This is a genomic window from Streptomyces sp. JHA26 (assembly GCF_002005565.1).
Lineage (GTDB): Bacteria > Actinomycetota > Actinomycetes > Streptomycetales > Streptomycetaceae > Streptomyces.
Genome location: NZ_BDJC01000019.1, coordinates 1 through 26,582, shown reverse-complemented (window position 1 = coordinate 26,582; position 26,582 = coordinate 1). Strand labels below are relative to the sequence as shown.

The following is a 26,582-nucleotide window of genomic DNA, read 5'->3' as shown; positions in this document are numbered from 1 at the left end:
GGGCCGGGCTTCCGGTTGCGTCAGCCGCCGTCGCGCAGGTCCGCCGGCCCGCCCGTCCGGAACTCCAGGTGGTCGTACGTCACCACGCAGCCCTCGCCCGTCGGCGACTGGACCAGGAAGCCGGCCAGGGCCGCGCCCGTCTCCTCCTGGTCGCCCAGGGTGAACACGCGGACGAAGGTCCAGCGTTCGCCGTCGCGGGAGGCGTGGAAGGCGAACGCCCGTCCGGTGCGGCTGACGCGCAGCCACACCGAATTCCCGTCCACGGTGAAGGAGTTGCAGTCGTCGGAGTGTCCCCGGGTGACCACCGTGCAGACGGTGGGCACGTCCGGGGAGTACTCCAGGCACAGCTTGGCCCAGGCCCGCTCGCCGACGTGCACGTACAGCACCCCGGCGTCGAAGGCGGCCTCGAAGCCGACCGTGACGCGGGCGATCAGCTGGAAGTCCCCGTCGGGGGCGCCCAGCAGCCGGGGCGCGTCGGAGGCGGGCTCCAGCGCCTCCCCGCCCGGCGGCACGAACCGGTCCTGCCGCGCCCCGGCCCGCCCGGTGAGCACCCCGTCCTCGTAGGACCAGTCGCCGTCGGGTCCGTGGGGACGGAGGGGGAAGGGCAGTTCGGGAAGTTCGATGTCCATCCGCTGATTCTCTCCGGTCCGGTACGGGTGCCCAGGGGCGCGGGGCGGTGTCGGCAGGCGGCTCCGCCGCGCGGGCGCGACCGGTCACGACGGCGCGGCACCCCGCACACGCGCCGCGCCCCCGACGGCGCTACCGCTCGAGAACCCCGTTGAACCGCCGGGGAAGCCCCAGCGGATTGTCGTCCCGCAGCTCCGGCGGCAGCAGCGCCTCGGGCGTCCCCTGGTACGCGACCGGCCGCAGCCACCGCTCGATCGCCGTGCCCCCCACCGACGTGGACGTCGACGTCGTCGCCGGGTAAGGCCCGCCGTGGTGCTGGGCCGCGGCCACCGCGACCCCCGTCGGCCAGCCGTTGACCAGCACCCGCCCCGCGAGCGGCGTCAGCTCCGCGAGGATCTCCGCCCCGCGCCCCTGCCCCGCCGCCTCCTCGGCGGAGAGCTGCACGGTCGCCGTGAGGTTGCCCGGCAGCCGGGACAGCACGCCCCGCACCTCGGCCTCGTCGTCGTAGCGGGCCACCACGGTGACCGGCCCGAAGCACTCCTCCAGGAGCAGGTCGTGCTCGCCCTCGGCGGTCAGCCGCCGGGCCGGCACGGTCAGGAAGCCGGGGCTGACGGTGTGCTCGCCGCCCGAGCCCGGCGTCACCGGGGACTCCACGTCGGGCAGGGCGGCGCGCTCGGCGACGCCCGCGACGAAGTTGTCCCGCATGCGGTGGTCGAGCAGCACCCCGGCGTCGGTGTCGCTGACGGCGTCCGTGAGGGTCTTGACCAGGCCGTCGCCCGCGGCGCCGGACGGCACCAGGACCAGACCGGGCTTCACGCAGAACTGGCCGACGCCCAGCGTCATCGAGCCGGCGAGCCCGGCGCCGATGGCCTCGGCCCGCTCGGCCGCCGCGGCCTCGGTGACGACGACCGGGTTCAGCGAGCCCAGTTCGCCGTGGAAGGGGATCGGCACGGGCCGGGCCGCCGCCGCGTCGAACAGGGCGCGGCCGCCGCGGACCGACCCCGTGAAGCCGGCCGCGGCGACCAGCGGGTGCCTGATCAGCTCGAGGCCGGCGTCGAAGCCGTGCACCAGGCCGAGGACGCCCTCGGGGATATCGTGCCGGGCGGCGGCCCGGCGCAGCACGCTCGCGACCAGTTCGGACAGGGCCGGGTGGTCGGGGTGGGCCTTGACGACGACCGGGCAGCCGGCCGCCAGCGCGCTCGCGGTGTCGCCGCCGGGCACGGAGAAGGCGAAGGGGAAGTTGGAGGCCGAGTAGACGGCGACGACGCCGAGCGGCACCTTGTAGCGGCGCAGGTCGGGCACGGGCGGGGTGGCGGTGTCGTCGGGGTGGTTGATGACGACGCCGAGGAACTCGCCCTCGTCGACGATGTCGGCGAAGGCCCGCAGCTGGTAGCAGGTGCGGGCGAGTTCGCCGGTGAGCCGGACCGGACCGAGCGCGGTCTCGGCGTCGGCCACCTCGACGAGGCTGCTCTCGGCCGCCTTCAGCTCGTCGGCGGCGGTGCGCAGGAAGGCCGCGCGGACGGTGCGGTCGGCGAGGGCCCCGCGCGCCGCGTGGGCGGCGCGGACGGCGACGTCCACCTCCTGGGCCGTGGCCTCCACCGCGACCTGTTCACGCTGCTTCCCGGTACGGGGGTCGACACTCCAGACTGGTGCTGCTGCCACCGCGGGTCCCTCCACGTGCTCTGCGTTCTCCGCATCGGGCTCGTTCGATATACTGAACGCTGTCTCCGATGATGAATACGGTGGACATTATTTCCCGTCGAACGAAGGGGTCAAGGGCGATGTCGGCTGGCGAGACGGGGGGCGGAGCGCAGGTCAAGTCCGCCGTGCGGACGGTGGAACTGCTCGAGTACTTCGCCGGACGCCCCGGCATGCACTCCCTCGCGTCGGTCCAGGAGGCCGTCGGCTATCCCAAGTCGAGCCTGTACATGCTGCTGCGCACGCTGGTCGAGCTGGGCTGGGTGGAGACGGACGCGACGGGCACGCGGTACGGCATCGGCGTGCGGGCGCTGCTGGTCGGCACGTCGTACATCGACGGCGACGAGGTGGTCGCGGCGGCCCGGCCGACGCTGGACCGGCTCTCCGACGACACCACGGAGACCATCCACCTCGCCCGGCTGGACGGCACGAACGTCGTCTATCTGGCCACCCGCCAGTCCCAGCACTACCTGCGGCCCTTCACCCGGGTCGGCCGCCGGCTGCCGGCGCACTCGACGTCGCTGGGCAAGGCGCTGCTGAGCACCTACAGCGACGAGCAGGTGCGCAAGATGCTGCCCGAGACCCTGCCGGCGCTGACCGAGCACACCATCACCGACCGGGAGAAGCTCATCGAGGAGCTGCACCAGGTGCGGGAGCAGGGCTTCGCGGTGGACCGCGAGGAGAACACGCTGGGGCTGCGCTGTTTCGGCGTGGCGATCCCCTACCGCACCCCCGCGCGGGACGCGATCAGCTGCTCGGTGCCGGTGGCGCGGCTGACGCCGGCGCACGAACAGACGGTGAAGGACGCGTTGTTCGACGCGCGCGACCGGCTGGCGCTGGCGACGCGTAGGCTCTGATCCATGCACATCGCACTGCGCGAGGTCCACGACAGCGATCTGCCCGTCTTCTTCCGGCAGATGAACGACCCCCAGGCACTGCGCATGGCGGCCTTCACCCCGCCCGACCCGGCCGACTGGGACGCGTTCGCGGCGCACTGGAACACGATCCGGGCATCGCGCGACGTCGTGCGGACCATCCTGGGCGACGGTGACGTCATCGGCAGCGCCGCGGTGTACGGGGAGCCGGGCGAGCGCGAGGTGACGTACTGGGTGGACCGGGCGTACTGGGGCCGGGGTGTGGCGACGGCCGCGCTGCGGGCGCTGCTGGCGGAGGTGCCCGACCGCCCGCTGTACGCGCGGGCCGCGGCGGACAACGCCGGGTCGCGGCGCGTGCTGGAGAAGTGCGGCTTCGAGACGAGCGCCCGGGCCCGGGGCTTCGCCCCGGCGCGGGGCGAGGTCATCGACGAGGTCGTCCTCCACCTGGCGGACTGACGTCCTCGGCCTCGCGGCGGAGGCGGATCGTCGGCGCGCAGGACGTGCCGGTGGGTGTGCGCGCGGGAGCGTGGTGCCATGACGCGGACGCTCGCACCCACCCCGCCCGCCGTGGCCGACGGCCCCACGCGGACCCGCCGGCCGCCGCTCGGCCCGCTCGCCGTGCCGGACGATCCCGCCGACGGCCCGACGCGGCCGACGCTCCTCGTCTACGCTGCCCGGGTGATCGTCGGCCTCCTCCTCGCCACCGTCGGCGCCCGCCTCCTCGCCCTGCGGCCGGCCGCGGCCCGCGTCCGGCCGTGAGCGCCCTCGCCCGGTTCCTGTTCGGCCGGCGGGCCCGCCTGCGGTGGATCCACCTGATCCTCGGCGGCGCGCTCGCCGTGCCGTACGTCCTGGTCGGCTCCGTCGTCGTCGGTCCGCTCACCGGCTCCGGCGACGTCTTCGGCTCCCTGACCCTGCAACTCACCTCGTTCGCCGTCGGGTTGCCGCTCGCCGCCGTCACCTCGCTGTTCCCCCCGACCCGGCCCCTGGAGGCCGGCGTCGTGCGGTGGCTGTGCGGGATCGAGGCGGACCGGCTCGCCTACGGGCCCGCCCGGACGAAGGGGGAGAAGGGGCGTACCTCCGCGTGGTTCACGCTGCACCTGGGCATCGGCGGGATCGTCGCGGGGATGTCGCTGGCGGTGCCGCCGTTCGCGGCCGCGCTGATCGCCCTGCCCTTCGTCCCGGCCCTGCGCGAGAGCCCCTTGGAGCCGTCCGGCCTCTTCGGTCACGGCCGGGTGCTCGCGCTCGCGCCCCTCGCGGGTGCCGCGATGCTCGTCGCGCTCGCCGGGTGCGCGGCCGGCTGCGGGGCGCTGCTGGCCCGCTGGGCCCCCGTGCTGCTCGGTCCCTCCGCCGAGGACCGGGTAGCGGCTGCCGAGGCGCGGGCCGCCGACCTCGCCGTCCGCAACCGGCTCGCGCGGGAGCTGCACGACAGCGTCGGACACGCGCTGAGCGCGGTCGGGCTCCAGGCGAGCGCGGCCCGGCGGGTGCTGGACACCGACCCGGAGTTCGTCCACGAGGCGCTCGCCGCGATCGAGGAGACCACCCGGCGCACCGTCGGCGAACTCGACGCCGTCCTCGGCGTCCTGCGGGACGGCGACGCGCCCGGCACCGCGCCGGCGCCCACCCTCGCCGCCGACCTCGACGGGCTGCTGCGCCGTACCCGCGCGGGTGGTTCCCGGGTCTCGGCCACCGTCCTGGCCGACCGGCGGGCGCTGCCGCCGCCGGTGTCCCGCGAGGCGTACCGCATCGTGCAGGAGGGGCTGAGCAACGCCCTGCGGCACGCGGGCGCACGGGTCGCCGTGGAGCTGCGGATCGACGTGGTGGACGACCATCTGCGCATCACCGTCGAGAACCCGCTCGGCGAGGCCGGCCGGACCCCCCGCGCCCCGCGCCCCGGCGGCGGCCACGGCCTGCGCGGCATCGCCGACCGGGCCCGCCTGCTGGGCGGCACCGCCGAGGCGGGCGGCGCCGACGGGGTGTGGCGGCTCCACGTCCGCCTGCCGCTCAGGGGGCCCGCGTGAACCGGAGGCACCGGCACGACCCACCCCCTGAAGAGACCCGCACGACCCACCGCCCGAAAAGACCCCGCACGACCCACCGCCCGAAGGGACCCGCATGACCCGCCCGCCGATCAGGGTCGTCCTCGCCGACGACGAGCGCATGGTCCGCACCGCCCTGCGCGCCATCCTCGGTGCCGAGGCGGACCTGGAGGTCGTCGGTGAGGCGGCCACCGGCGCCGAGGCCGTCTCCGTGGTGCGCGAGACCCGCCCGGACGTCGTCCTCATGGACGTCCGCATGCCCGAGGTCGACGGCATCCGCGCCACCGAACGGATCCTCGCCACGCTCGCCGAACCGCCGCGCGTCCTCGTGGTCACCACGTTCGAGAACGACTCCTACGTCTACGACGCCCTGCGTGCCGGAGCCGCGGGCTTCCTGCTCAAGCGCGCCGACGCCGACACGCTCGTCCAGGCCGTACGGCTGCTGGCGCGCAGCGACACGCTGCTGTTCCCGGCGGCGGTGCGGGCGCTCGCGGCCGAGCACGCACGCGCGAACCCGGCCCCGCCGGCCTGGGCGGCGCGGCTCACGGAACGCGAGGGCGAGGTGCTGCGGCTGATGGCGACCGGGCTGACGAACGCCGAGATCGCCGGGCGGATGGGCGTGGGACCGGCCACGGTGAAGACGCACGTGGCGTCGGTGCTCGCCAAGACCGGTTCCCGGGACCGCACCCAGGCCGTCGTCCGTGCCTACGAGGCCGGCTACACGAAACCGGTTTCATGAACGGATGATGAGAAAACGGGGCGCATGGGAACGATCCGCCTCCGCCCGTTCGTCCTGTGACCGGGATGAACAAGACGATCAGGCGCGCATCGGTCTTCACGCTGCTCCTGGTGTTCGCTCTGCTGGTGCGGGCGACCTGGGTGCAGTTCTACGACGGCCGGGCGCTCGCGGACGACAAGGACAACCGGCGCAACGCGATCGAGACGTACGCGGAGCCGCTCGGGAACATCATCGTGGCCGGACGGCCGGTCACCGGCTCGGCACGGACGGAGGGCGGCGACCTCGCGTACAAACGCACGTACACGGACGGAAGGCTGTACTCGGCGGTGACGGGCTACGCCTCGCAGGCGTACGCGCCCACCCAGCTGGAGGGCATCTACCAGGACCTGTTCAACGGCACCGACCCCCGGCTGAAGACGGTGATGGACACGGTCACCGGGAAGCGGCCCGATCCGGGCAACGTGATCACGACGATCGACCCGGCCGTGCAGAAGGCCGGGCTCGAGGCACTGGGCGACAAGAAGGGCGCCGCCGTCGCGATCGACCCGAGGACGGGCCGGATCCTCTCGGTCGTGTCCACCCCGTCGTACGACCCGTCGTCGCTGACCGACGCCAACACCGCGGGCGAGGCGTGGAAGAAGCTCACCGGCGACCCGGACAAGCCGCTGACCAACCGGGCGCTGCGCCAGCCGCTGCCGCCGGGCTCGACGTTCAAGCTCGTGGTCGCGGCGGCCGCGCTGGAGAACGGGCTGTACGGGTCGGTGGACGAGCCGACCGACAGCCCGGACCCGTACCGGCTGCCGGACACCCTGACGGACCTGTCGAACGAGAACCCGAACGCCCCCTGCGAGAACGCCACGATCCGCACCGCGCTGCAGTACTCGTGCAACAACGTCTTCGCGAAGATGGCCGTCGGCCTGGGCCAGGACAAGCTCCGGGCGATGGCCGAGAAGTTCGGCTTCAACGACGAGACGCAGGACGTGCCGGTGCGGGCCTACACGAGCGTGTACCCGAAGGACATGAACCGGCCGTCGACCGCCCTGACGGGCATCGGCCAGTTCGACGTGACGGCGACCCCCCTCCAGATGGCCATGGTGTCCGCGACCATCGCCAACGGCGGCACGCTGGTCTCGCCGCACATGGTGTCGCAGATCACCGACAGTGACGGCAACGTGCTGGAGGACTACGACGACGCGGCGGGGACGAAGCGGGTCGTCAGCTCCTCCACCGCCGAGCAGCTGGAGTCGGCGATGCGGACGGTCGTCGAGGAGGGCACGGGGTCGAACGCGCGGATCCCCGGCGCGACCGTGGGCGGCAAGACGGGCACGGCCCAGCACGGCGAGAACAACAGCAAGACGCCGTACGCCTGGTTCACGTCCTACGCCAAGTCCGACTCGTCGGACCGGGAGGTCGCCGTGGCCGTTCTCGTCGAGCAGTCCGACGCGGCCCGTTCCGAGGTCAGCGGCAACGGGCTGGCGGCCCCGGTGGCCAAGGCGATGATGGAGGCGGCGCTCGAGGGATAGAACCCCCACCCGGCCCGAACTCCCCTCCTCCTCCGGTTCGGTCGGCCATACGGTGTTCGACGCACCGTACGGTCGGCGCGGCCGACGCTGCTACAGTTCCGGATTCCGGCCCGGCGCACGGCTGTTCGACGCCGGGGAAACCGCTGCGAGGAGAGTCCGCCCGTGGGCACAGTCGTCGACGACGCCGCCTCCGAGGAGTTCCACGCCTTCTTCGAGCGCCACTACGCCGAACTCTCCCGGCTCGCCCGTCTGCTGACGGGTGAGCCGGACGCCGCCGACGACCTGGCGGCGGACGCCCTGCTCGCGCTGTGGCACCGCTGGGACCGGGTACGCGCGGCCGACCATCCGGTGGCGTACGCGCGCGGTGTCGTCGCCAACCTCGCCCGCAGCCGGATACGCAGCGCGGTGCGCGAGCGCCGGCGCGTCGCCCTGTTCTGGTCGCAGCGCGAGGAGGGGACGGAGAACCCGGACGTGGCGGGCGTGGTGGACGTGCAGGAGGCGTTGCGCGCCCTGCCGTTCCGCAAGCGGGCGTGCGTGGTGCTGCGGCACGCGTTCGACCTCTCCGAGAAGGACACCGCGCTCGCCCTGGGCGTCTCGGTCGGTACGGTGAAGAGCCAGACGTCGAAGGGGATGGCCGAACTGCAGCGGTTGCTGGGCACACGGGACGCGCCGCAGCGGGTGCACGCGGCGATCGCGCGCACCGGTGAGACCGCGGGAAGGAAGCGATGACCGGGCGGCGGAACGTGGACGAGGAGCTGCGTGCCCGGCTGCACGAGGCGGCCGCGGCGCACGAGCCCGACCGTGCGCGCATCCTGGCCCGGGTCGAGCGCGGCATGTCGGGCCCGGAGCGCCTCGGGCACCGAGCGGCGCGGCCGCCGCTGCTGGGCTGGGCCCGGGCGGCCGGCGCGTCGGCGGCGGTCGCGGGGATCCTCGCGGTCGGCGGGTACGCGGTGGCGTCCGCGGTGAAGGACGACCCCGCCCCGCAGCGTCCGGTCGCCGCCTCCCCCACGCCCACGCCGTCGGCGGCCGGCCCCACCGAGCGCGCACCCGAGCCGCCGCCCGCCCGCCCGGCGCCGAGCACCCCGCCGGAGACCGGGCCGGCGACCCCGGACCCGTCCGCGCCCTCGCCCTCGCGGACACCCGCCGGCACCGCGACCGCCACCACCCGGCCGCCGGCCGCCGGCGTCGAGGACGGCCCGCTGTGGTCGGACGGCTCGGTGGACCCGCACAGCAACGACTTCTGGGCGCAGAGCAACGTCACCCTGAAGACGCGCGCCCCGCTGACCGCGCTCACCGTCGAGCTGAGGGTGGCGCAGACCGGCTCGGTCGCCTCCACCGGCGCCTGGCGGTCGCTGCCCGAGGACGACTTCACGTTCACGCTCGAGGAGCGGGACGGTTTCCTCGTCCACCGGTGGACGCTCAAGGAGGGCCGTACGGTCCCGGCGGGCGAGTGGGTGTTCGCCGGCCAGTACGACCACGCGCGCGGCGGCCGGGACGCGTACGGCGACAGCTACGCGGCGACGGCCACCGCCGGCGCCGAACGGCTGTCGGTCGAGGGGGACTTCGCGCCGCGCGGCAGCGGTTCGTGAAAAAAGATCAGGAGACACGGCAACCCATCGCCCACGCGTGGCGACAGGAGGGCGAAAGGTTCCCCTCCCCACGCAAGGACACGAGCATGACTGCAGGAGCTGCACAGCGGGTCCGCCACCGCCGCCGGGTCACCAGGCGCCGGGCGGTGATCGCATCGGCCGCCGCCTTCGGCGTCACGGGCGCGGCGATCGTCACGACGACGATGCTGTCCACGGCCGGCGCCGCGTCGTCCTGGCCCTCGGACACCGGCAGCAAGCCCGTCTCGTCGACGATCCCGGTCTCCGGCACCTACGACGGCAAGATGAAGAAGTTCTACGGCACCGGCGCCCTCGGCACCTCCGGCCAGGACGAGGACCAGGGCCCGATCTTCGAGCTGGCGGACGGCGCCGTGCTGAAGAACGTCGTCATCGGCACCCCGGCCGCGGACGGCGTCCACTGCAAGGGCTCCTGCACGCTGCAGAACGTGTGGTGGCTGGACGTCGGCGAGGACGCCGCCAGCTTCAAGGGCACCTCGTCGTCGGCGGTGTACAGCGTGCAGGGGGGCGGCGCGAGGAACGCCGACGACAAGGTGCTCCAGTTCAACGGCGCGGGCAAGCTCGTGGTCAGCGACTTCCGGGTCGAGAACTTCGGCAAGCTGGTCCGCTCCTGCGGCAACTGCAAGAAGCAGTACAAGCGCACGATCGTCATCGACGGGGTGGACGTCACCGCGCCCGGCAAGGCCATCGTGGGCATCAACGAGAACTACGGCGACACGGCGACGCTGCGCAACGTCCGCATCCACGGCGACGGCAAGAAGAAGATCAAGACCTGCGTCCGCTTCCAGGGCAACAACACCGGCAAGGAGCCCAAGGAGCTCACGCCGGCCGGCCCGTACGGCAAGGTCTGCAACTTCACGGCCTCGGACGTCACGTACGAGTGACCCCCGGCGCGCCGGCCCGCCCCCCGGGCCGGTGCGTGCCGTCCGGGCCCCCACTCGGCCGGCACACCGAACGCCCCCGCCGGTGACGACCGGCGGGGGCGTTCCCCTTCCCGGCTCCTTCCGGAACCAGAACGTCCCGGCCGTTCCGTCGTCGACCGGGCCGTCGTCCGGCTCGTGCTCGAGCGCCCGGTGGGAGCCGGGCGGGTCACCGGTGGCGGGCCCACGGGCGCCAGTCGCCGAGGTACGCCTCCCTGGTGTGCGCGGCGGCCTCGGCGCGGGTCAGCTGCGGCCGGTTCCCGGGGACGGTGACCGCCGCGCCGGGGCCGGTGTTGCGGTACTCGCGAAACCGCTGTTCCTGCCACGGGTACGCGTCCCGCATGTCGGCGTAGGGCGCGGCCTCGTCGATGCCCGCGCCGAGGTGGGTCTCGCGCACGGTGAGCATCGGGCGGGCGGTGGTGTCGGAGCTGGGCACCCAGGGGCGGGCCAGCTTGTAGGAGCCGTCGGGGGCCTCGCTGCTGACGCGGCCCCGGGTCACGAGGTAGCCGCGCGGGTTGGCGCCCGCCGTGGACGGTGCGAACACGAAGCCGTAGGGGGCGGCGGCGAGGTCGGTGCGGACCAGGGTGCGGAAGTGGCAGTGCTCGTACACGGCCGTCGCCCGGCCGAAGACGAAGTCGACGTCGCCCTCGACATAGCAGTGGGCGTAGTACTGGCGGGCGAAGTGGTCGAGGGCGCGGGTGTCGGCGTAGAGGGTGTCCTGGTGGCCGAGGAAGCGGCAGTGGTGGAACGCCGTGCGGTCGCCCTGGGCCTTGAGGGCGACGGCCTGGGTGCCGGTCCAGCCGGGGTGGTCGGCGCGCAGCCAGTCGTTGGCGAAGGTGATCCGGTGGGCGGTGAAGCCGTCGGCCTGCACGGTGACGGTGGCCGAGCCGCTGGTGCCGTAGGTGCCGGAGCCGTCCGGTTTGGGGGTGCCGGCCGCGTTGTCGTACACGATGACGGTGTCGCGCGGGTCCCCGGAGGCGCCGATCCAGGTGGTGCCGGTGCGGGTGGCGTCGACGGTGACCGTCTCGCGGTAGGTGCCGGGCGCGAGGACCAGCGTCCAGCCGCTGCCGGTGGCGGCGGTGACGGCGGCCCGGACGGAGGTGAAGTCGCCGCGGCCGTGCGGGTCGACGTACAGGGTCTTCGGGGTGCGGCGGGCGGACGGTGAGCCGTGGCGGCCGAACGGACGGGGGCGGCCGGCCGCGGGGGCCGGGCCGGCGGCGAGGCCGACGGCGGCGCCCGCGGCGGCCGTCGCGAGCAGGAAGCCTCTGCGGGACGGGGCGGGACGGGGCATGCGCGTGCTCCTTCGGGAGGATGGCGGGGCCGGGGTGGGCCGGGGCGGTGCGGGCGCCCCGGCCCGGTTCGGGTGGGCGTCAGCGCAGGCGGCCGGCGCCCGCGCCGCGGTCGACGACGTGGGGGACCACCGCGGCCGGGAGGACCACGGTGCGCAGGGTGGGCGTCCAGCCCGCGCCGGTGCGCAGGGTCTCGGCGGGGATCTCCGCGTTGTGCACGGCGATCAGGTCGACCGTGCGGCCGTTGACCCGGTTGTGCGCGGCGGTGACCGGGGCGTCGTTCCACTTCTTCAGGACCTTGGCGGGGCCGACGCCCTTCGGGAGCGTGAAGGCGTTGTGCTCGGCGACGAGCGCGGACTCCTTGCCGACGCCGAAGCTGTAGGCGTAGTCGTCCGAGGCCACGAAGTGGTTGTTGTAGACGTCGACCTGGCCGAAGCGGACCCGGGGCGCGCGCTCGACGAGGTTCTTGAACAGGTTGTGGTGGAAGGTCACCTTGAGGTGGCCGCGGTCGCCGGCGGCGGTGGACTCGCTGTCGCTGTTGCCGATGAGGATCGTCTTGTCGTGCTCGGTGAAGACGTTCCAGGAGGCGGTGACGTAGTCGGCGCCCTTGACGACGTCCAGTTGGCCGTCGTGCTGCTGGTAGAGCATGCCGAAGTGGGTGGGCGCCGCGCTGTCGGGGTGCTCGCCGTCGGTGAAGGTGTTGTGGTCCAGCCAGACGTGGGTGGAGCCGTACACGACCGCGCTGTCGTACTCGGAGTTCCAGTTGCCCTTGTCCCCGTCCGTGGGGTCCCACTGCGGGAAGCAGTCCACGGGGCTCTCGAAGGCGAGGTTGCGGACGATGACGTTGTCCACGCCCTTGATCTGCAGGCTGGCGCCCTTGAACCCGGCGTTCCGGCCGACGCCGATGATGGTGGTGTCGGCGGGGACGTTCGCCTTGACCGACCGGTCCTGCCGGGCGGCGGAGGCGCGGCGCAGGCCCTCGGGGCTGTCGTCGGGCTCGGCGCTCAGGTCGGTCTCCAGGCCCCAGTTCTCGGGCGAGTACTTCTCCAGGTAGGCGTCGAAGTCGTAGCCGGGGGCGGCGAAGGCGTCGCAGCCCTCGGAGACGGCGTCGATGGTGCCCTTCACCTTGATGATCCTCGGCGCGTCGCCGCCGGCGGCGAGGGCGGCCTTGAACTCGGCCCAGGTGGTGACCGTGTACACGTGCTCGGCGTCGGCGGCGGCGCCGCCGGTGGTGCCGGTGCCCTGGGAGGCCCAGCCGTCCTTCGCCGGCAGCGTCTGCCGGGCGACGTCGTGGGGGTGGTGGCCGGGGCGGGCCTGGGCGGTGGCGGCGGTCAGACCCAGCACGAGGGCGGTGCAGCCCACCAGCGCGGCCGCTCTCTTGCTGGCATGCCCATGCCATATCCGTGTGCTCATGGTGCGGCTCTCCTTCTCCGGTACGGGGGGTTACGCGGTGGCCGGTTGCGGCCAGCCGATCCAGGACGCGGGAATCTCCTCGTCCAGCCGGCGCACGTCCCGGTGCGCCAGCACCCGGGTGCGCAGCAGCTCCCGCGCGACCAGCCGGGCCACCTCGATCGCGCCCGGCGGGTTGAAGTGGGTGTTGTCCTGCTCGGTGGCGGTCCAGTTGAAGTACGTCTTGGTCTCCTCGACGCCGAGCCGCTGCCACAGCGCGAGCGACAGCGCCTGCACGTCGAGCAGGGCCACGCCCTCCTCGGCGGCCAGCGCCCGCATCGCCGCCGGGTACGCGCCGTGGCTGGGGACCGCGTCGCCGTCCGCGTCGAACCGGCGCCGCTCGACGGGTGTGGCCAGCACCGGCCGCGCCCCGCGGGCCCGGGCGCCGTCGACGTACCGGCGCAGGTGGTCCCGGTAGGTCGTCCAGGGCTCGGTGTAGCGGGCGGGGTCCTCGCGCTTCTCGTCGTTGTGCGCGAACTGGACGAGGAGCAGATCGCCGGGCCGGACGGCGTCGAGGAGCGCCTCCAGCCGCCCCTCGTCCACGAAGCTCTTGGAACTGCGCCCGTTCACGGCGTGGTTGGCGACGGGGAGGTCCTTGCGGAGGAAGAACGGCAGCGCCATGCCCCACCCGGTCTCGGGCGCGGCGTCGGCGTACTTCTGCGCGGCGGTGGAGTCGCCGGCGATGAAGAGCGTGCGGGAACGACGCCCGCCGGCCCGTGCGGTACCGGCGCCGGCGAACGCCAGCGGAACGGCGGCGACGACCGCCGCGGTGACGTGCCTTCGGCTGAGTGACACGCTGGTCGACCTTTCGTGAAGGGGGAGTACTCGCCTCGGGGGCGCGGGGCCGCATCACCGTGCGGCTCCACCGCGCGGGTGCGACGGGCCGGGGACGGCCGGCGGTCCGCGGACCACGGGCCGTCCCACGGCGATGCCGGGCCCGGGCTCTCAGCCCGTCTGCTCGTTCCACTCGGCCTGCGCCTCGTTCAGCTGGTCCGCCATCGTGTCCAGGAAGTCCTTCGCGCTCATCTTCCCGAGCAGCACCTTCTGGAAGTTCGGCTCGTTGTCGGCCTTGGAGATGGTGTTCCAGTCCGGCAGGTAGTACGGCAGCTGGACGATGGTCGTCGACCCGTCGTTCAGCGCCTCGGCGGCCAGCTTCGTCGGCTCGGCCTTGCCGATCCACGCGTCCTTCGCGGCCTCCGTGTTCGACGGCACCTGCCCGGCCGACTCGTTGAACTTCGAGTTCTGCTCCTTCGAGGTGGCGAACTCGATGAACTTCCAGGCGGCCTCCTTGTTCTTGGAGCTCTTGAACAGGCCGAGCCCGTCGACCGGGTTGGACACCTGGACGCGCTTGCCGGAGGCGCCGACCGGCTGCGGGATGCCGCGGAACTTGTCGGCGCCGAGCGCCTTCACGTGGTCCTGGTAGGAGCCCAGATTATGGTTGAGCATGCCGATCGTGCCCGAGTCCCACTGGGCGACCATCTTGGCGAAGTCGTTGTTGACGTCGGCGGCCGGCGTGACCTTCTTGTAGAGGCTCGCGTACTTCTCCAGCGCCTCGACGTTCTTCGGGTCGTTGAGGGTGGTCTTCTTCTTCTCGGCGTCCCAGAACGAGGTGATGCCGGACTGCCCGTACATCGCGTCGAGGGCCTGGGCGATGGAGCCCGAGCCGCCGCGGATGGTGTAGCCGAACTCGTTCCTGCCCGCGTCGGTGAGCTTCTCGGCCGCCGTGTAGAAGGCGTCCCAGGTCGTCGGCGCCTCGAGGCCCGCCTTGTCGAACAGGTCGGTGCGGTAGTAGAGGACGCCGTTGTTGGCCGAGGTCGGCACCGAGTAGAGGCGGCCGTCACCGCCGCCGGCGGCCCGCAGGGACTCGATCATGTCCTTGTTGACCCTGCCGTTCAGGGACGACCCGGTGAGCCGGTTGTCCAGCGGCTCCAGCGCGTTCTGGGCGGAGAACCCGGCGAGCATCGCCGCGCCGACGCCGCCGACGTCGGGCAGGCCGCCGCCCTGGATGGCGGTGTCGACCTTGGACTGGTACTCGGTGGCGGCGATGCCGACGTACTCGACGTCGATGTCCGGGTTCGCCTTCTCGAAGTCGGCGATGATCTCCTTCCACACGGCCGTGCGGATGCCGCCGTTGTTGTCCCAGAAGACGATCTTCCCCTTGCCGTCGCCCTCGGCGCCCTTGTCGCCGCCCGCCCCGCTGCCGTCGTCACCGCAGGCGGTGGCGGTCAGCGCGAGCACGGCCCCCAGGGCGACGGCGACGGTCGTCCGGCGCCCGGCGGTGCTTCTGTTGCTGCGCATGCTGATCTTCATTGGTCGGCTCTCTTCTGCTGGATCCAACGGTGCGGTGCTGAACGACGTGGGGGGCGATCAGTGGTGCTGCGGGCGGCTCGGTGGGTGCCGAGCTGCTTCTGCGGTCCCGAGGAGCGCTTCACCGGCGGCGGCGAGGGTTCCGCCGGCTCCCGGCAAGCGCTTGCTCCGGGGATGCGTCATTGCGGCTCTCACCAGGCGTACGGATGGGGTCTGTCACTGGGGCGTGATCCGGAAGTGCGTGAACTCGGCGGTGCCGGCGTCCCCCCGGCCGGTGGGCGCGAGCGCGAACAGGCCGAGCAGGGCGCCGACCCAGCGCCACGGCGTGGCGGCGAAGACCTGGCCCGTGGGCCGGAAGCCGTCGCCGAGGTCGCAGGAGAAGCGGCAGCGCGCCCCCGGCGCCGTCTCGATCCGCAGCCGTACCCGTGCCCCGGGTGCGACGCGGGGGTGGTCGGCGTCCCGCTCGGCCTCCGCCACCGGCTCGGCGAACCGGTGCACCAGGTGCACCGCCCCGTCCGCGCCCCGCTGGAGCCCGATCCAGCGGTAGGCGTCGCCGAGCACCGCGAGACCGGCGCGGGCACCCGGCTCCGTGCTGTCCAGGCGCAGCTCCACCTCGACGGCCGACGGCAGGCCGGGCAGCCGCTGGGTGAGGACGTTCGGCAGCTTGCGCAGGTCGTGCGCGTCGGCCGTGCGGACGCAGGCGAGCCTGAGTCCGTCCCCGGAGTGCCGGACGGCCCAGCCCTCACCCGGGTTGGCCGTCCACGACCACTGGCGTCCGTACCGCCCGCCGGGGAAGTCGTCGTCGGTCGCGGGCGCGGCGGGCGGCTGCGGCGGCAGCGCGGGACGCGGGTGCTCGGTGACCGGGGCGCCCTCGTCACCGAGGACCGGCCAGCCGTCCGTCCCCCACCGCATCGGCTGGAGGTGGACCACCCTGCCGTACGCGCCGCGCTGCTGGAAGTGCAGGAACCAGTCCTCGCCGGCCGCGGTGCGCACCCAGCCGCCCTGGTGGGGGCCGTTGACGTCGGTGTCCTTCTGCTCGAGGACGACCCTCTCCTCGTACGGTCCGAAGAAGTCGCGGGAGCGGAAGGCGCCCTGCCAGCCGGTCTCCACTCCCCCGGCGGGCGCCAGGATCCAGAACCAGCCGTCGTGCCGGTAGAGCTTGGGGCCCTCCAGGGTGAACCATCCGGGGATGCGGTCGGCGTCGACGATCACCTTGCCCTCGTCGAGGAGCCCGGTGCCGTCGGGGCTCATGCGGTGGCCGGTGAGGCGGTTCTTGATGCCGGAGCGCGAGCGGGCCCAGGCGTGCACGAGGTAGGCCTCGCCGGTCTCCTCGTCCCACAAGGGGCAGGCGTCGATCAGGCCCTGGCCGGCCTTGACCAGGTGCGGTTCGGTCCACGGGCCCCGGATCTCGGGGGCGTTGACCTGGAAGACGCCCTGGTCGGGGTCGCCCCAGAAGATCCAGAAGCGGTCGGCGTGGTGGCGCAGGGACGGGGCCCAGACGCCGCAGTCGTGCCGGGGCCGGGCGAAGACGTCCGCCGGTTCCAGGCGGTCCAGGGCGTGGCCGACCAGGGTCCAGTTGACCAGGTCCCGGGAGTGCAGCAGCGGCAGGCCGGGGGCGCGGCCGAAGCTGGAGGCGGTCAGGTAGAAGTCGTCGCCGGCGCGGACGACGTCCGGGTCGGACCAGTCGGCGTTCAGGACGGGGTTGGTGTACGTGTCCGCGGTCTCGGGGGTCCCAAAGGCCCTGGGGGTCACGGAGGTCTCGGGGGTCACGGGCTCACCGCCTTCCGTACGAGGGTCGCCGCGGCGCCGGCGTCGAGGCGGCCGTCGGCGACGACGGTGACGATCCGGCGGACGAGGGTGTCGCCGGGGGCGACCGCCAGCCGTTCCTCGTGGGCCAGGGAGGATCCGACGCCCGGGTACTCCTCCGTGCGCACGAACCACGGGTCGCGCCGGGTCCGGTCGGTGGCTCCGGCGAACACCAGCGTCCAGGTGTCGCCGGTGAGGGCGAGCCAGTCGGCGGGGCGGCCGTGGACGTCCTTCTCGCCCTCGCGGTCGGCGGTGAAGACGTGCGGGGCCGTGCTCCCCTTGCGGGCCCGCCAGAAGAAGCCGCCGTAGGCCGCGCCGGGGCGCCCGTTGGTGGCGGGGCTGCCGATGGTGAGGGGGTCCGCGGTGACGTTGGTGAGGGAGAAGGTGAAGTCCAGCGCCCAGGCGGCGTCCGTGAGTCCGGTGGCGGCGACGGTGCGGCGTTCGCGCAGCAGCTCGGTGCCGGCGGCGACCCAGCGCAGCTCCTCGACGAAGCCGTCGGGGTCGCGGAGCTGGAAGGCGATGTGCCGCTGGGCGCCGTGGTTGTCGAGTTCGGTCGGCCCCCGGTCGCGGACGTAGGTGCGTCCGCCCCAGAAGTTGTGGCCCTCGACGTCGGGAACGGCGACACCGACGCCGAGGTGATGGAGGTGGTCGGCGGGGTTGAACTCGGTGACCACGGTGCCGGCCAGGGTGGTGACGGGGTGCAGGTGGGGGCGCGGGGAGAGGCGGGCGGGCAGTTCGGGCCGGACGACGTACCGGCCGACGGGGCGGCCCGCCACGCGCAGCACCGGGGAGTCGGTGCCGGTCATCGGGTGCTCACCTCTTTCAGGGGGTGCTCCGTGCGCGGCGCCCACGGGGCGCCCAGTTCGGAGTACAGGGAGAGGGTGTCGGCGGCGGCGGCCACGAGTGCGTCGACGCCGGGGACCACGCGGCGGTCCTCGCCGGGGACGCGGTGCCAGGCGCCCTCGGGCAGCGGCTCGGGGTCGGGGGCCCGGCGGATCGCCTCCACGACCTTCATGAACGCGCCGGTCCCGTCCGGCGGCACCAGCAGCGCGGCGCCGGTGGTGAGGTGGCCGACCAGGTTCTCCAGCAGGTCGGTGCGGCCGTGGTCGTACTCCTCGGGTCCGTGGCCGGCGCGCTGGAGCAGGACGCGGTCCTGCTTGTACCAGAAGGTGATCCGGCCGCTGCTGCCGTGCACCAGGACGTACGGCTCGCCGGCCCGCTCCGCGCACAGGGTCGCGGCGACGGTGACGCGGTGGCCCCGCGCGGTGGTGATCCGTACGCAGGAGGTGTCGTCGGCCTCGATGTCGTTGGCGTGGCCCAGCTCGGTCTCGATGCCGGCGACGTCCTCGGCGCGGGCGGTGCCGCCCAGCGCGAGGGCGGTGGCGACGGCGTGCGCGAGGGGGTTGGTCAGCGCGCCGTCGATCACGTCGGCGCCGTCCAGCCGCCGCCGGCCCGCCCAGGGCGCCCGGCGGAAGTAGGCCTCGTCGCGCACCCAGGCCCCGGCTCCGCCGACGCCCGTCACCTCGCCGATCGCGCCCTCGGCGATCAGCGCGCGGATCGCGGGCACGGCGTGCGAGCCCAGCGACTGGAACCCGATCTGGCAGGCGACGCCGGCCTCGGCGACCCCGTCGGCCATGCGCCGGAACTCGGCGTACGACGGTGCCGGGGGCTTCTCCAGGAGCAGGTGCACACCCCGGCGGGCGGCGGTCAGGGCGAGGTCGGTGTGGGTGGGGATCGGCGTGCAGATCACGGCGATCCGGGCGCCGGTGGAGTCGAGCAGGGCGCCGAAGTCGGCGGACTGCTCGGGGAGTTCCCCGCCGGCCTCCTCCTCGGTCAGCGGGGACAGCTCGCAGATGCCGGCCAGGCGGACCAGGCCCGCCCGCTCCAGGCGGCGGATGTTGGCGACGTGCCAGCGGCCGTGGCCGCGGGCACCGGCGAGGACGACGGGCAGCGGAGCGTTCATCGCGGCCTCCCCGCGCCCGCGTCCCGCGCCGCCGCCCGGTCGTCGTCCGGGGCGAGGGGGTCGTGGCCGACGTCCCGTGCGCCGTCGGTGCGGGCGGGGACGCGGAGTGGGGCCGGGAGTCCGGCGGCGGCCGTGTGTCGCAGTCTCAACCCTTCACCGCCCCCGCGCTGAAGCCGGTGATCAGCCACTTCTGGATGAAGGCGAAGACGATCACGACGGGCACGGCGGCGATGATGCCGCCGGCGGCGAGTGCGCCGAGGTCGACGCTGTCCGCGCTCATCAGGGTGTTGAGGCCGACCGGGACGGTCTGCTTGCCCTGGTCGTTGAGGAACATCAGGGCGAACAGGAAGTGGTTCCAGGAGTGCACGAAGGCGAAGGAGCCGACGGCGATCAGGCCGGGGCGCAGCAGCGGCAGCACGACGATCCGGAAGGCCCGGAACCGTCCGCAGCCGTCGACCCAGGCGGCCTCCTCCAGGGAGTACGGCACGTTCTTGATGAAGTTGCTGATCAGGATCATCGACAGCGGCAGCTGGAAGACCGTCTCGGCGATGATGACGCTGCCGAGCGAGTTGATCATCTTCAGCTCGGCGAAGATCTCGAACAGCGGGACCAGCAGCAGCGCGCCGGGCACGAACTGGGAGCAGAGCAGGGCGAGCATGAAGCCCCGCTTGATCTTGAAGTCGAACCGGGCGAGGGCGTAGCCGCCGGCCAGGGCGACGAGCGTCGTCATGACCAGGGTGGCGAGACCGACCAGCACGCTGTTCTGGAAGAAGGTGCCGAAGGCGCGGTCGGTCCACACCTTCTCGAAGTGCTCGAAGGTGATCGGCCAGGGCACGAGCGAGGTCGAGCCGGCCGGGCGGAGCGCGAAGAGCAGGATCCAGTAGAACGGGATCAGGGTGAAGACGAGGTAGACGCCGAGCGGCAGGTAGATCTGCCAGCGGGGGACCTCGTCCCAGGCGGGGCGCTTCTTCGCGGGACGCGGCGGTTCGTGGCCGGCCCGCACGGGCGCGGGGGCGGGCGCGGGGGCCTCCTTGGTGATCACTTGTTCTCGCCTCCGAACTTGCTCAGCCGCAGGTAGACGATCGAGCAGAAGAGCAGGATCACGAACGCGACCGTGGTGAGGGCCGACGCGTAGCCGAAGTTGTGCGCGTCGACGCTGGTGTTGGCGATGTAGAGGGGCAGGGTCGTGGTCTCGCCCGCGGGTCCGCCGCCGGTCAGGGTGTAGAGCAGGTCGACGTTGTTGAACTCCCACACCGCGCGCAGCAGGGTGGACAGGACGATGGCGTCCTTCAGGTGGGGCAGCGTGATGTGCCAGAACTGCTTGACGCGGCCGGCCCCGTCGACCTCGGCGGCCTCGTAGAGGTCCTTCGAGACGGACTGGAGGTCGGCGAGGATGAGGATCGCGAAGAAGGGGACACCGCGCCACAGGTCGGCGACCACCGCGGCGGAGAACACGGTCGAGGTGTCCGACAGCCAGCTGGTGCCGTACGAGCCGATGCCCATGTCGGCGAGGTAACGGGTGATGCCGGTCTGGGAGTTGTAGAGCAGCACCCAGATCGCGGAGGTCAGCACGCCGGAGACGGCCCACGGGGAGAAGACCAGGGCGCGCCCGATCCCCCGGCCCACGAAGGTCTGGTTGACGATGAGTGCCAGCGCCAGGCCGAAGAGCAGTTGGAGCCCGACCTCGACGAAGACCCACTTGGCGCTGAAGACGAGGGTGTCCCAGAACTGGGGGTCGTCGGTGAAGATCCTGACGAAGTTGTCGAGGCCCGCGAAGCCGTTGCGCCAGGGCTTGGTGGGGTTGTAGTCCTGCAGGCTGTAGTAGAAGACGCTGACGACCGGGTAGGCGATGAAGCCCAGCATCAGCAGGGCCGCCGGACCGATCAGCAGGTACGGGAGCCTGCGCGGCGTGGCGGAGGCACGGCGCCGCCTCGGTGGCGCGGGCGGTTTCGCCACGGCTGCGGCTTGGGCCATGACAGTTCTCCGTTCTGGTACGTCGTGCGTGGGTGGTGCGCGTACGGGGCGCCTGCGGCGCGGCGGTGCGGCGGTGCGGCGGTGCGGCGGTGCAGGAAGCGCTTTCTCCAGGTGCGTGGGTGTGCGGTGTCCCGCTGCCGCGGGGTCAGCCGGCGTAGGGGTCCTGCACCGTGCCCGGGCGGGCCAGGAACTCGAAGTCGCAGCCGGTGTCGGCCTGGGTGATCTGTTCGTTGTAGAGGGCGCCGTAGCCGCGTTCGTAGCGGGCGGGCGGTGGCGTCCACGCGGCCCTGCGGCGCTCCAGCTCCTCGTCGTCCACGTCCAGGCGGAGGGTGCGCGCCTCGACGTCGAGGACGATCGTGTCGCCGGTGCGCACCAGCGCGAGCGGTCCGCCGACGTACGACTCGGGCGCCACGTGCAGGACGCACGCGCCGTAGCTCGTGCCGCTCATCCGGGCGTCGGAGATCCGCACCATGTCGCGCACGCCCTGCTTGAGCAGGTGGTCGGGGATGGGCAGCATGCCGTACTCGGGCATGCCCGGTCCGCCCTTGGGCCCGGCGCCCCGCAGCACCAGCACGCTGTCGGCGGTGATGTTCAGGGAGGGGTCGTTGATGGTGCGCTGCATGGTCCTGTAGTCGTCGAAGACGACCGCGGGACCGGTGTGCCTGAGCAGGTGCGGTTCGGCGGCGATGTGCTTGATGACGGCGCCGTCCGGGCAGAGGTTGCCGCGCAGGACGGCGACCCCGCCCTCGCTCGCGACCGGGTTGTCGCGGGGCCGGATGACGTCGTCGTCGTGCACCTGGGCGCCGGCGATCTGCTCGCGCAGGGTGTCGTGGGAGACGGTGGGGCGGTCCAGGTGGAGCAGGTCCGGGATCCGGGACAGGAACCCGGGCAGGCCGCCCGCGAAGTGGAAGTCCTCCATCAGGTACGTCTGTCCGCCGGGGCGGACGTTGGCGAGCACCGGGACGGTGCGGGCGATGCGGTCGAAGTCGTCGAGGGTCAGCTTGACGCCGGCTCGGCCCGCCATGGCGATCAGGTGGATCACGGCGTTGGTGGAGCCGCCGAGGCCCAGGACCGTGGTGACGGCGTCCTCGAAGGCGTCGGCCGTGAGGATGTCGCTCAGCTTCCGGTCCCTGTGGACCAGTTCGACGATGCGCAGTCCGGCCGCGGCGGCCATCCGGTCGTGCCCGGAGTCGACGGCCGGGATGCTGGAGGCGCCCGGGACGGTGACGCCGAGGGCCTCGGCGGCGGCGGTGAGCGTGGAGGCGGTGCCCATGGTCATGCAGTGGCCGGGCGAGCGGGCCAGGCCGCTCTCCAGTTCCTGCATCTCGCAGTCGCCGATGAGGCCGGCCCGCTTGTCGTCCCAGTACTTCCACATGTCGGTGCCGGAACCGAGGGTCTCGCCGCGCCAGTGCCCGGGGAGCATGGGACCGGCGGGCACGAACACGGCCGGCAGGTCGACGCTGGCGGCGCCCATGAGCAGGGCGGGCGTGGACTTGTCGCAGCCGCCCATCAGGACGGCACCGTCGACCGGGTAGGAGCGCAGCAGCTCCTCGGTCTCCATCGCGAGCAGGTTGCGGTAGAGCATCGGGGTCGGCTTCTGGAAGGTCTCGCTGAGCGTGGAGACCGGGAACTCCAGCGGGAAGCCGCCCGCCTGCCACACGCCCCGCTTCACGGCCTGGGCGCGGTCGCGGAGGTGGACGTGGCAGGGGTTGATGTCGGACCAGGTGTTGAGGATCGCGATGACCGGCTTGCCGAGGTGCTCCTCGGGCAGGTAGCCGAGCTGGCGGGTGCGGGCGCGGTGGCTGAAGGAGCGCAGGCCGTCGGTGCCGTACCACTGGTGGCTGCGGAGCTGTTCGGGGGACTTCCGGGGCTTCATATCGCCCACCCCGCGGCGATGGCGGCGACCTCGGCGCGCTCGTCCTCCGGCAGCGGCTTGCTGGGCGGGCGGACCTCGCGGCGGCACAGTCCGAGGGAGGCGAGGGCCTCCTTGACGACGGTGACGTTGTTGGCGGAGCCGTTGGCGGCGCGCAGTTCCTCGAAGCGGCGGATCTGCTCCCAGACCTTCATGGCGGCCGGGTAGTCACCCGATCGCAGCGCTTCGATCATGTTCAGCGAGACGGCGGGCGCGACGTTCACCAGGCCCGAGGTGAAGCCGGTGGCGCCGGCGGAGAAGTAGGAGGGGGCGTACGGCTCGGCGAGCCCCGCCACCCACACGAAGCGTTCGAGGCCGGCGTCGCGGGCGAAGGCGGCGAACCGGGCCGCGTCCGGGACGGCGTACTTCACGCCGAGGACGTTGGGGCAGTGGTCGGCCAGTTCGGCCAGGCGGGAGCCGGGGAGCTGGGGGTTGCGCAGGTAGGGCACGACGCCCAGGTCGGGCACGGCCTCGGCGATCGCGCGGTGGTAGTCGACCCAGCCGGCCTGGGAGACGTAGGGGTGGACGGGCTGGTGGACCATCACCATCCGGGCGCCCGCCTCGCGGGCGTGCCGCGCGGAGGCCACCGCGGTCGGCACGTCGTGTCCGACGCCGACCAGGACGGCGGCCCCGTCGCCGGCCTCCTCGACGGTCAGCTCGGTGACGAGGCGGCGCTCGGCCGGGGTGAGGGCGTAGAACTCGCCGGTGTTGCCGTTGGGGGTGAGGGTCGTGATGCCGGCGTCGAGGAGACGACGCAGCAGGGCCCGGTAGCCGGCCGGGTCGACGGAGCCGTCCTCGGCGAACGGGGTCACCGGGATCGCCACCACGTCGGCCAGGGCCGCCCGCTGGGTCTCGAACGTCGTTGTCATGCCTGACCGACCTCTTCCTGGGCCTCGGCTCCCGTGTGCGGGAAGGCCCGTTCGACGAACGACGCGATATGGGCGTGGAGGGCGCGTGCCGCGCCGTCCGCGTCGCCCGCGAGGGCGAGGCGCAGGATCTCCTGGTGCTCGCCGGCCTCCCGTTCCCAGGAGGGTTCGGCGGCCCAGGCGACGGCCGAGACGAGGGCCGCCTGGTCGCGCACCTCGTCGAGCATCCGGCCGAGCAGCGGGTTGCCGCACGGTACGTACAGGGCGCGGTGGAACTCGCGGTTGGCGAGCGACCGTTCGGCCGTGTCCGTGGCCTGGTCGGCCCGGGACAGCGCGTCGCGGGCCGCTTCCAGGGAGGCGCCGCGGCGGACCGCGCGCCTGAGGGCCTCCGGCTCCAGGAGCAGCCGCACGTCGTAGACCTCGCGCGCCATGTCCGCGTCCACCATGCGCACGGTGGCGCCCTTGTACTGGCTCATCACGACCAGTCCGGTGCCGGCCAGGGTCTTGAGCGCCTCGCGCACCGGTGTCTTGGACACCCCGAACTGCGCGGCGAGGTCGGTCTCGACCAGGGCCTGACCGGGTGTCAGGCGTCCGGTGAGGATGCGGCGTTTGATCTCCTCCAGCACGTACTGCGTGCGGGAGGGGATCGGCGTGGGCACAGAGGTCATGCGCGCCTCTCGGAATCTCGCGTCGACCGCGCGAACAGATCTCGGATATCTGATCTCGCGTATCGCGTCTCATATATGACGTACGGAGTACGACGCGTTGAAGGTAAGAGCGGCGCGGGGCTGCGTCAATGCTTCTGACAAAGGAAGTCGAGGTTCTGCCGTCACTCCTCGGCGGGCGGTGTCCAGCGCGGGTCGCGTCCGCTCAGGCCCACCGTCCGGTCCAGCAGCGGTGCGTCGGCGGGGAGGGCGACGACCGGCCCGAACATGCCCCGGTCCCGGTCGGACCGGTCCGCGGCGGCGGCGAGCAGGCCGTGGGCCGCCCGCAGGGCCGCGGGGTCGGGGGTGTACTCCTGGCCGGTCGCGCGGGCCAGGTCCCAGCCGTGGATCACCAGTTCGTCGGCGACGACGGCGCCGGCGGTCTCGCCGGACAGGTCGATGCCGCCGGCCCGGGTCATGCCGGTCCACGCCCCGGGGTCGCGCCACGCTTCGGCGAGTTCCCCGAGCACGGTGGCGAGCTCCTCGCGCCAGCCGGGCCCGATGTCCGGCACGCGCGCCTCCGGGCTGGTGTCCGTGGCGGGCCCCCGGTCCTTGCGCGCGGCGTCGCGGAAGGCGACGGCGAGACCGGTCAGGTGGCCCAGCAGGTTGCGCACCGCCAGGTCGGGGCAGGGCGTCGGGTCCGCGAGCCGGTCGTCGCGCACGCCGTCGGCGAGGCGGGCGAGGATCCGTGTCTGCGGTCCCAGGTCGAGGGTGGTGGTGTCGGTGGTCATCTACTGCTCCTGGGGATGTGCGGGGCCGGCTCTCTCGGAAGGTGGACTCGTCGCACCGGCGAAACTCATCGGTCGCCGGGACGATGGATAAGGCACCTGCCCGATGCCCGCACCCCGGCCTTAGGGCCACGCTGACCAGGTATGACGAAGGAAGGAACGAAGAAATCCGCAGGACCGCACGGACACCGGCCCCTGATCCGCGTCCTGCGCGACCGCAACGCGGGTCTGTTTCTCGCCGGGGTGGTGGTGTCCGGCTTCGGCACCTCGGCGCTGTGGCTGGCGGCCGGCGTGTGGGTGAAGGACCTCACCGGCTCGGACGGGCTCGCGGCGCTGTCCATGCTCGCGATGTGGGCGCCGACGCTCCTGGGTCCGGTGCTGGGCACCCTGGCGGACCGCGTCCGCCGCAGGCCGCTGCTGATCGCCACCGGCCTGCTGCCGGCCTGCCTGCTGCCCACCCTCTTCGCCGTGGACTCGCCGGACGCGCTGTGGCTGCTCTTCGCGGTGCTCCTCGTGTACGGCGCCGCGGGCGTCGTCCAGGACGCGGCCGAGTCGGCGCTGGTGACCGCCGCCGTCGACCCGGGACTCCTCGGCGATTTCAACGGCCTGCGCACGACCGCCGGCGAGGGCGTGAAACTGGTGGCACCGCCGGCCGGGGCGGGTCTGTACGCGGCGTACGGCGGACCGGGCGTGGCGCTGCTGGACGCGGCGACGTTCGTGGTGGCCACCGGCGTGTACGCCGCCCTGCGGGTACGGGAGACGCCACCGCGGCGCCCCGCGGCGACCTGGTGGCGGCACACGGCCGAGGGCGCCCGGCACCTGTGGGGGCACCCCCGCCTGCGCCCGCTCGTCCTCGCGGGCGGCGTCACGATGCTGTGCGCGGGCGTCAACGGCGCCACGACCTACGCCGTCGTCGACGCCCTCGGGCACTCCCCCGCGTACGCCGGCGCGCTGTACGCCGTCCAGGGCGCCGGGTCGGTGGCGGTGGGGGTGCTCGCCGGGCCGGCCGTGCGGCGCCTGGGCGGACGGCGCTTCGCCGCCGCGGGTCTCGCCCTGTTCGCGGTGGCGGTGACGGTGCGGGCGGCACCGTACGACGCCGTGGTCCTGGCCTCCGGCGCGGCGATCGGCGCGGGGCTGCCGGCGGTGCTGATCGCCGCCCTGACCGCCGTCCAGCGCGAGACGCCGGACGCGCTGCTGGGCGGGGTGACCGCGACGGCCGGCTCCCTGGTCCTCGCCCCGAACGTGCTCGGGCTGGCCGTGGGTGCGGCCCTGGTGGACCTCGCCGACCTGCGGCTGCTGCTGCCGGTCGTGGGCGCGGTGCTGCTGGGGACGGCGACGGCGTTGCGCTCGCCGTGACCTTCCGGCCGCCCGTCCGTCCGCGGTGCGCTACGGCCACGCCGCGCCGGCCTCGCCCCTCGCGGGGCCCGTGCCGACCTCCCGGGCCTGCGGCCGGGCGTCCGCGGCCCCGCGCACGCGGCGCTCGGCACGGTGGCGCGCCCCGGACCTCACGTGCCCCGGGCCTCCCGCGCCCCGGGCCTCCC

25 protein-coding genes are annotated in these 26,582 nt (G+C 73.5%); 10 read left to right on the top strand and 15 right to left on the bottom strand.

Annotated elements, in window-relative coordinates; translation table 11 throughout:
- Nucleotides 1-20 precede the first annotated feature (20 nt).
- Nucleotides 21-629: a DUF1349 domain-containing protein gene (locus JHAT_RS14240; protein WP_077798531.1), complete on the bottom strand. Its 609-nt coding sequence runs from the start codon at nucleotides 627-629 to the stop codon at nucleotides 21-23.
- A gap of 130 nt (nucleotides 630-759) precedes the next feature.
- Entirely contained in the window at nucleotides 760-2,289 is a 1,530-nt protein-coding gene (locus JHAT_RS14235) for an aldehyde dehydrogenase (NADP(+)) (protein ID WP_077798602.1), read from the bottom strand.
- Between the two features lie 119 nt (nucleotides 2,290-2,408).
- Between JHAT_RS14235 and JHAT_RS14230 the strand changes: the two genes are divergently transcribed.
- From JHAT_RS14230 to JHAT_RS14190, 9 genes are all read left to right on the top strand, one after another.
- Entirely contained in the window at nucleotides 2,409-3,182 is a 774-nt protein-coding gene (locus JHAT_RS14230) for an IclR family transcriptional regulator (RefSeq protein WP_077798530.1), read from the top strand.
- Nucleotides 3,183-3,185: 3 nt separating this feature from the next.
- The gene (locus JHAT_RS14225; RefSeq protein ID WP_077798529.1) at nucleotides 3,186-3,656 is read left to right on the top strand and encodes a GNAT family N-acetyltransferase; all 471 of its coding nucleotides are present in this window, start codon (nucleotides 3,186-3,188) and stop codon (nucleotides 3,654-3,656) included.
- A 78-nt stretch (nucleotides 3,657-3,734) separates the two neighbouring features.
- Entirely contained in the window at nucleotides 3,735-3,959 is a 225-nt protein-coding gene (locus JHAT_RS14220; RefSeq protein ID WP_077798528.1) for a hypothetical protein, read from the top strand.
- Nucleotides 3,956-5,218, top strand: a complete 1,263-nt coding sequence (locus JHAT_RS14215; RefSeq protein ID WP_077798527.1) for a sensor histidine kinase — start codon at nucleotides 3,956-3,958, stop codon at nucleotides 5,216-5,218. The genes JHAT_RS14220 and JHAT_RS14215 overlap by 4 nt, the downstream gene beginning before the upstream one ends.
- Nucleotides 5,219-5,312: 94 nt before the next feature.
- Entirely contained in the window at nucleotides 5,313-5,975 is a 663-nt protein-coding gene (locus tag JHAT_RS14210; protein WP_077798526.1) for a response regulator transcription factor, read from the top strand.
- Nucleotides 5,976-6,040: 65 nt separating this feature from the next.
- The gene (locus tag JHAT_RS14205; protein ID WP_077798525.1) at nucleotides 6,041-7,498 is read left to right on the top strand and encodes a penicillin-binding protein 2; all 1,458 of its coding nucleotides are present in this window, start codon (nucleotides 6,041-6,043) and stop codon (nucleotides 7,496-7,498) included.
- Nucleotides 7,499-7,660: 162 nt separating this feature from the next.
- Nucleotides 7,661-8,227: a SigE family RNA polymerase sigma factor gene (locus tag JHAT_RS14200; protein ID WP_077798524.1), complete on the top strand. Its 567-nt coding sequence runs from the start codon at nucleotides 7,661-7,663 to the stop codon at nucleotides 8,225-8,227.
- On the top strand, nucleotides 8,224-9,087 hold the full coding sequence (locus JHAT_RS14195; RefSeq protein WP_077798523.1) for a hypothetical protein: 864 nt from the start codon (nucleotides 8,224-8,226) through the stop codon (nucleotides 9,085-9,087). Before JHAT_RS14200 ends, JHAT_RS14195 begins: the two co-directional genes overlap by 4 nt.
- 86 nt (nucleotides 9,088-9,173) lie before the next feature.
- Nucleotides 9,174-10,007 carry a pectate lyase gene (locus JHAT_RS14190; protein ID WP_077798522.1) on the top strand — a complete coding sequence of 278 codons (834 nt, stop codon included), beginning with the start codon at nucleotides 9,174-9,176 and terminating at the stop codon, nucleotides 10,005-10,007.
- Between the two features lie 205 nt (nucleotides 10,008-10,212).
- Here JHAT_RS14190 and JHAT_RS14185 read toward each other — a convergent pair whose 3' ends face one another.
- The 13 genes from JHAT_RS14185 to JHAT_RS14125 all read right to left on the bottom strand — a co-directional run bounded on the left by JHAT_RS14185 (nucleotide 10,213) and on the right by JHAT_RS14125 (nucleotide 25,044).
- Nucleotides 10,213-11,334: a pectinesterase family protein gene (locus JHAT_RS14185; RefSeq protein WP_077798521.1), complete on the bottom strand. Its 1,122-nt coding sequence runs from the start codon at nucleotides 11,332-11,334 to the stop codon at nucleotides 10,213-10,215.
- A 79-nt stretch (nucleotides 11,335-11,413) separates the two neighbouring features.
- Nucleotides 11,414-12,745 (bottom strand): polysaccharide lyase family 1 protein, encoded by a 1,332-nt coding sequence (locus JHAT_RS14180; protein WP_077798520.1) that lies wholly within the window; start codon nucleotides 12,743-12,745, stop codon nucleotides 11,414-11,416.
- 30 nt (nucleotides 12,746-12,775) lie between these two features.
- Entirely contained in the window at nucleotides 12,776-13,576 is an 801-nt protein-coding gene (locus JHAT_RS14175; protein WP_077798519.1) for a rhamnogalacturonan acetylesterase, read from the bottom strand.
- Between the two features lie 150 nt (nucleotides 13,577-13,726).
- Nucleotides 13,727-15,091: a sugar ABC transporter substrate-binding protein gene (locus JHAT_RS14170; protein ID WP_077798518.1), complete on the bottom strand. Its 1,365-nt coding sequence runs from the start codon at nucleotides 15,089-15,091 to the stop codon at nucleotides 13,727-13,729.
- Nucleotides 15,092-15,304: 213 nt separating this feature from the next.
- Nucleotides 15,305-16,858 (bottom strand): glycoside hydrolase 43 family protein, encoded by a 1,554-nt coding sequence (locus JHAT_RS14165; protein WP_077798517.1) that lies wholly within the window; start codon nucleotides 16,856-16,858, stop codon nucleotides 15,305-15,307.
- On the bottom strand, nucleotides 16,855-17,700 hold the full coding sequence (locus tag JHAT_RS14160) for a PmoA family protein (RefSeq protein ID WP_077798516.1): 846 nt from the start codon (nucleotides 17,698-17,700) through the stop codon (nucleotides 16,855-16,857). Before JHAT_RS14160 ends, JHAT_RS14165 begins: the two co-directional genes overlap by 4 nt.
- Nucleotides 17,697-18,857, bottom strand: a complete 1,161-nt coding sequence (locus tag JHAT_RS14155; RefSeq protein WP_077798515.1) for a Gfo/Idh/MocA family protein — start codon at nucleotides 18,855-18,857, stop codon at nucleotides 17,697-17,699. The genes JHAT_RS14160 and JHAT_RS14155 overlap by 4 nt, the downstream gene beginning before the upstream one ends.
- 145 nt (nucleotides 18,858-19,002) lie before the next feature.
- Complete coding sequence (locus JHAT_RS14150) at nucleotides 19,003-19,899, bottom strand: carbohydrate ABC transporter permease (protein ID WP_077798514.1); 897 nt, start codon at nucleotides 19,897-19,899, stop codon at nucleotides 19,003-19,005.
- Nucleotides 19,896-20,831 carry a carbohydrate ABC transporter permease gene (locus tag JHAT_RS14145; RefSeq protein ID WP_077798513.1) on the bottom strand — a complete coding sequence of 312 codons (936 nt, stop codon included), beginning with the start codon at nucleotides 20,829-20,831 and terminating at the stop codon, nucleotides 19,896-19,898. The genes JHAT_RS14150 and JHAT_RS14145 overlap by 4 nt, the downstream gene beginning before the upstream one ends.
- A gap of 145 nt (nucleotides 20,832-20,976) precedes the next feature.
- Nucleotides 20,977-22,707, bottom strand: a complete 1,731-nt coding sequence (araD, locus tag JHAT_RS14140) for an L-arabinonate dehydratase (protein ID WP_077798512.1) — start codon at nucleotides 22,705-22,707, stop codon at nucleotides 20,977-20,979.
- Nucleotides 22,704-23,612, bottom strand: coding sequence for a dihydrodipicolinate synthase family protein (locus JHAT_RS14135; RefSeq protein ID WP_077798511.1), 909 nt, complete (start codon nucleotides 23,610-23,612; stop codon nucleotides 22,704-22,706). Before JHAT_RS14135 ends, araD begins: the two co-directional genes overlap by 4 nt.
- Entirely contained in the window at nucleotides 23,609-24,277 is a 669-nt protein-coding gene (locus JHAT_RS14130; protein ID WP_077798510.1) for a GntR family transcriptional regulator, read from the bottom strand. The genes JHAT_RS14135 and JHAT_RS14130 overlap by 4 nt, the downstream gene beginning before the upstream one ends.
- Before the next feature lie 161 nt (nucleotides 24,278-24,438).
- Nucleotides 24,439-25,044, bottom strand: a complete 606-nt coding sequence (locus JHAT_RS14125) for a TIGR03086 family metal-binding protein (RefSeq protein WP_077798509.1) — start codon at nucleotides 25,042-25,044, stop codon at nucleotides 24,439-24,441.
- A 141-nt stretch (nucleotides 25,045-25,185) separates the two neighbouring features.
- On the opposite strand from JHAT_RS14125, the gene JHAT_RS14120 reads away from it, so the two are divergent.
- Entirely contained in the window at nucleotides 25,186-26,397 is a 1,212-nt protein-coding gene (locus tag JHAT_RS14120) for an MFS transporter (RefSeq protein ID WP_077798508.1), read from the top strand.
- The last annotated feature ends 185 nt before the right edge of the window (nucleotides 26,398-26,582 follow it).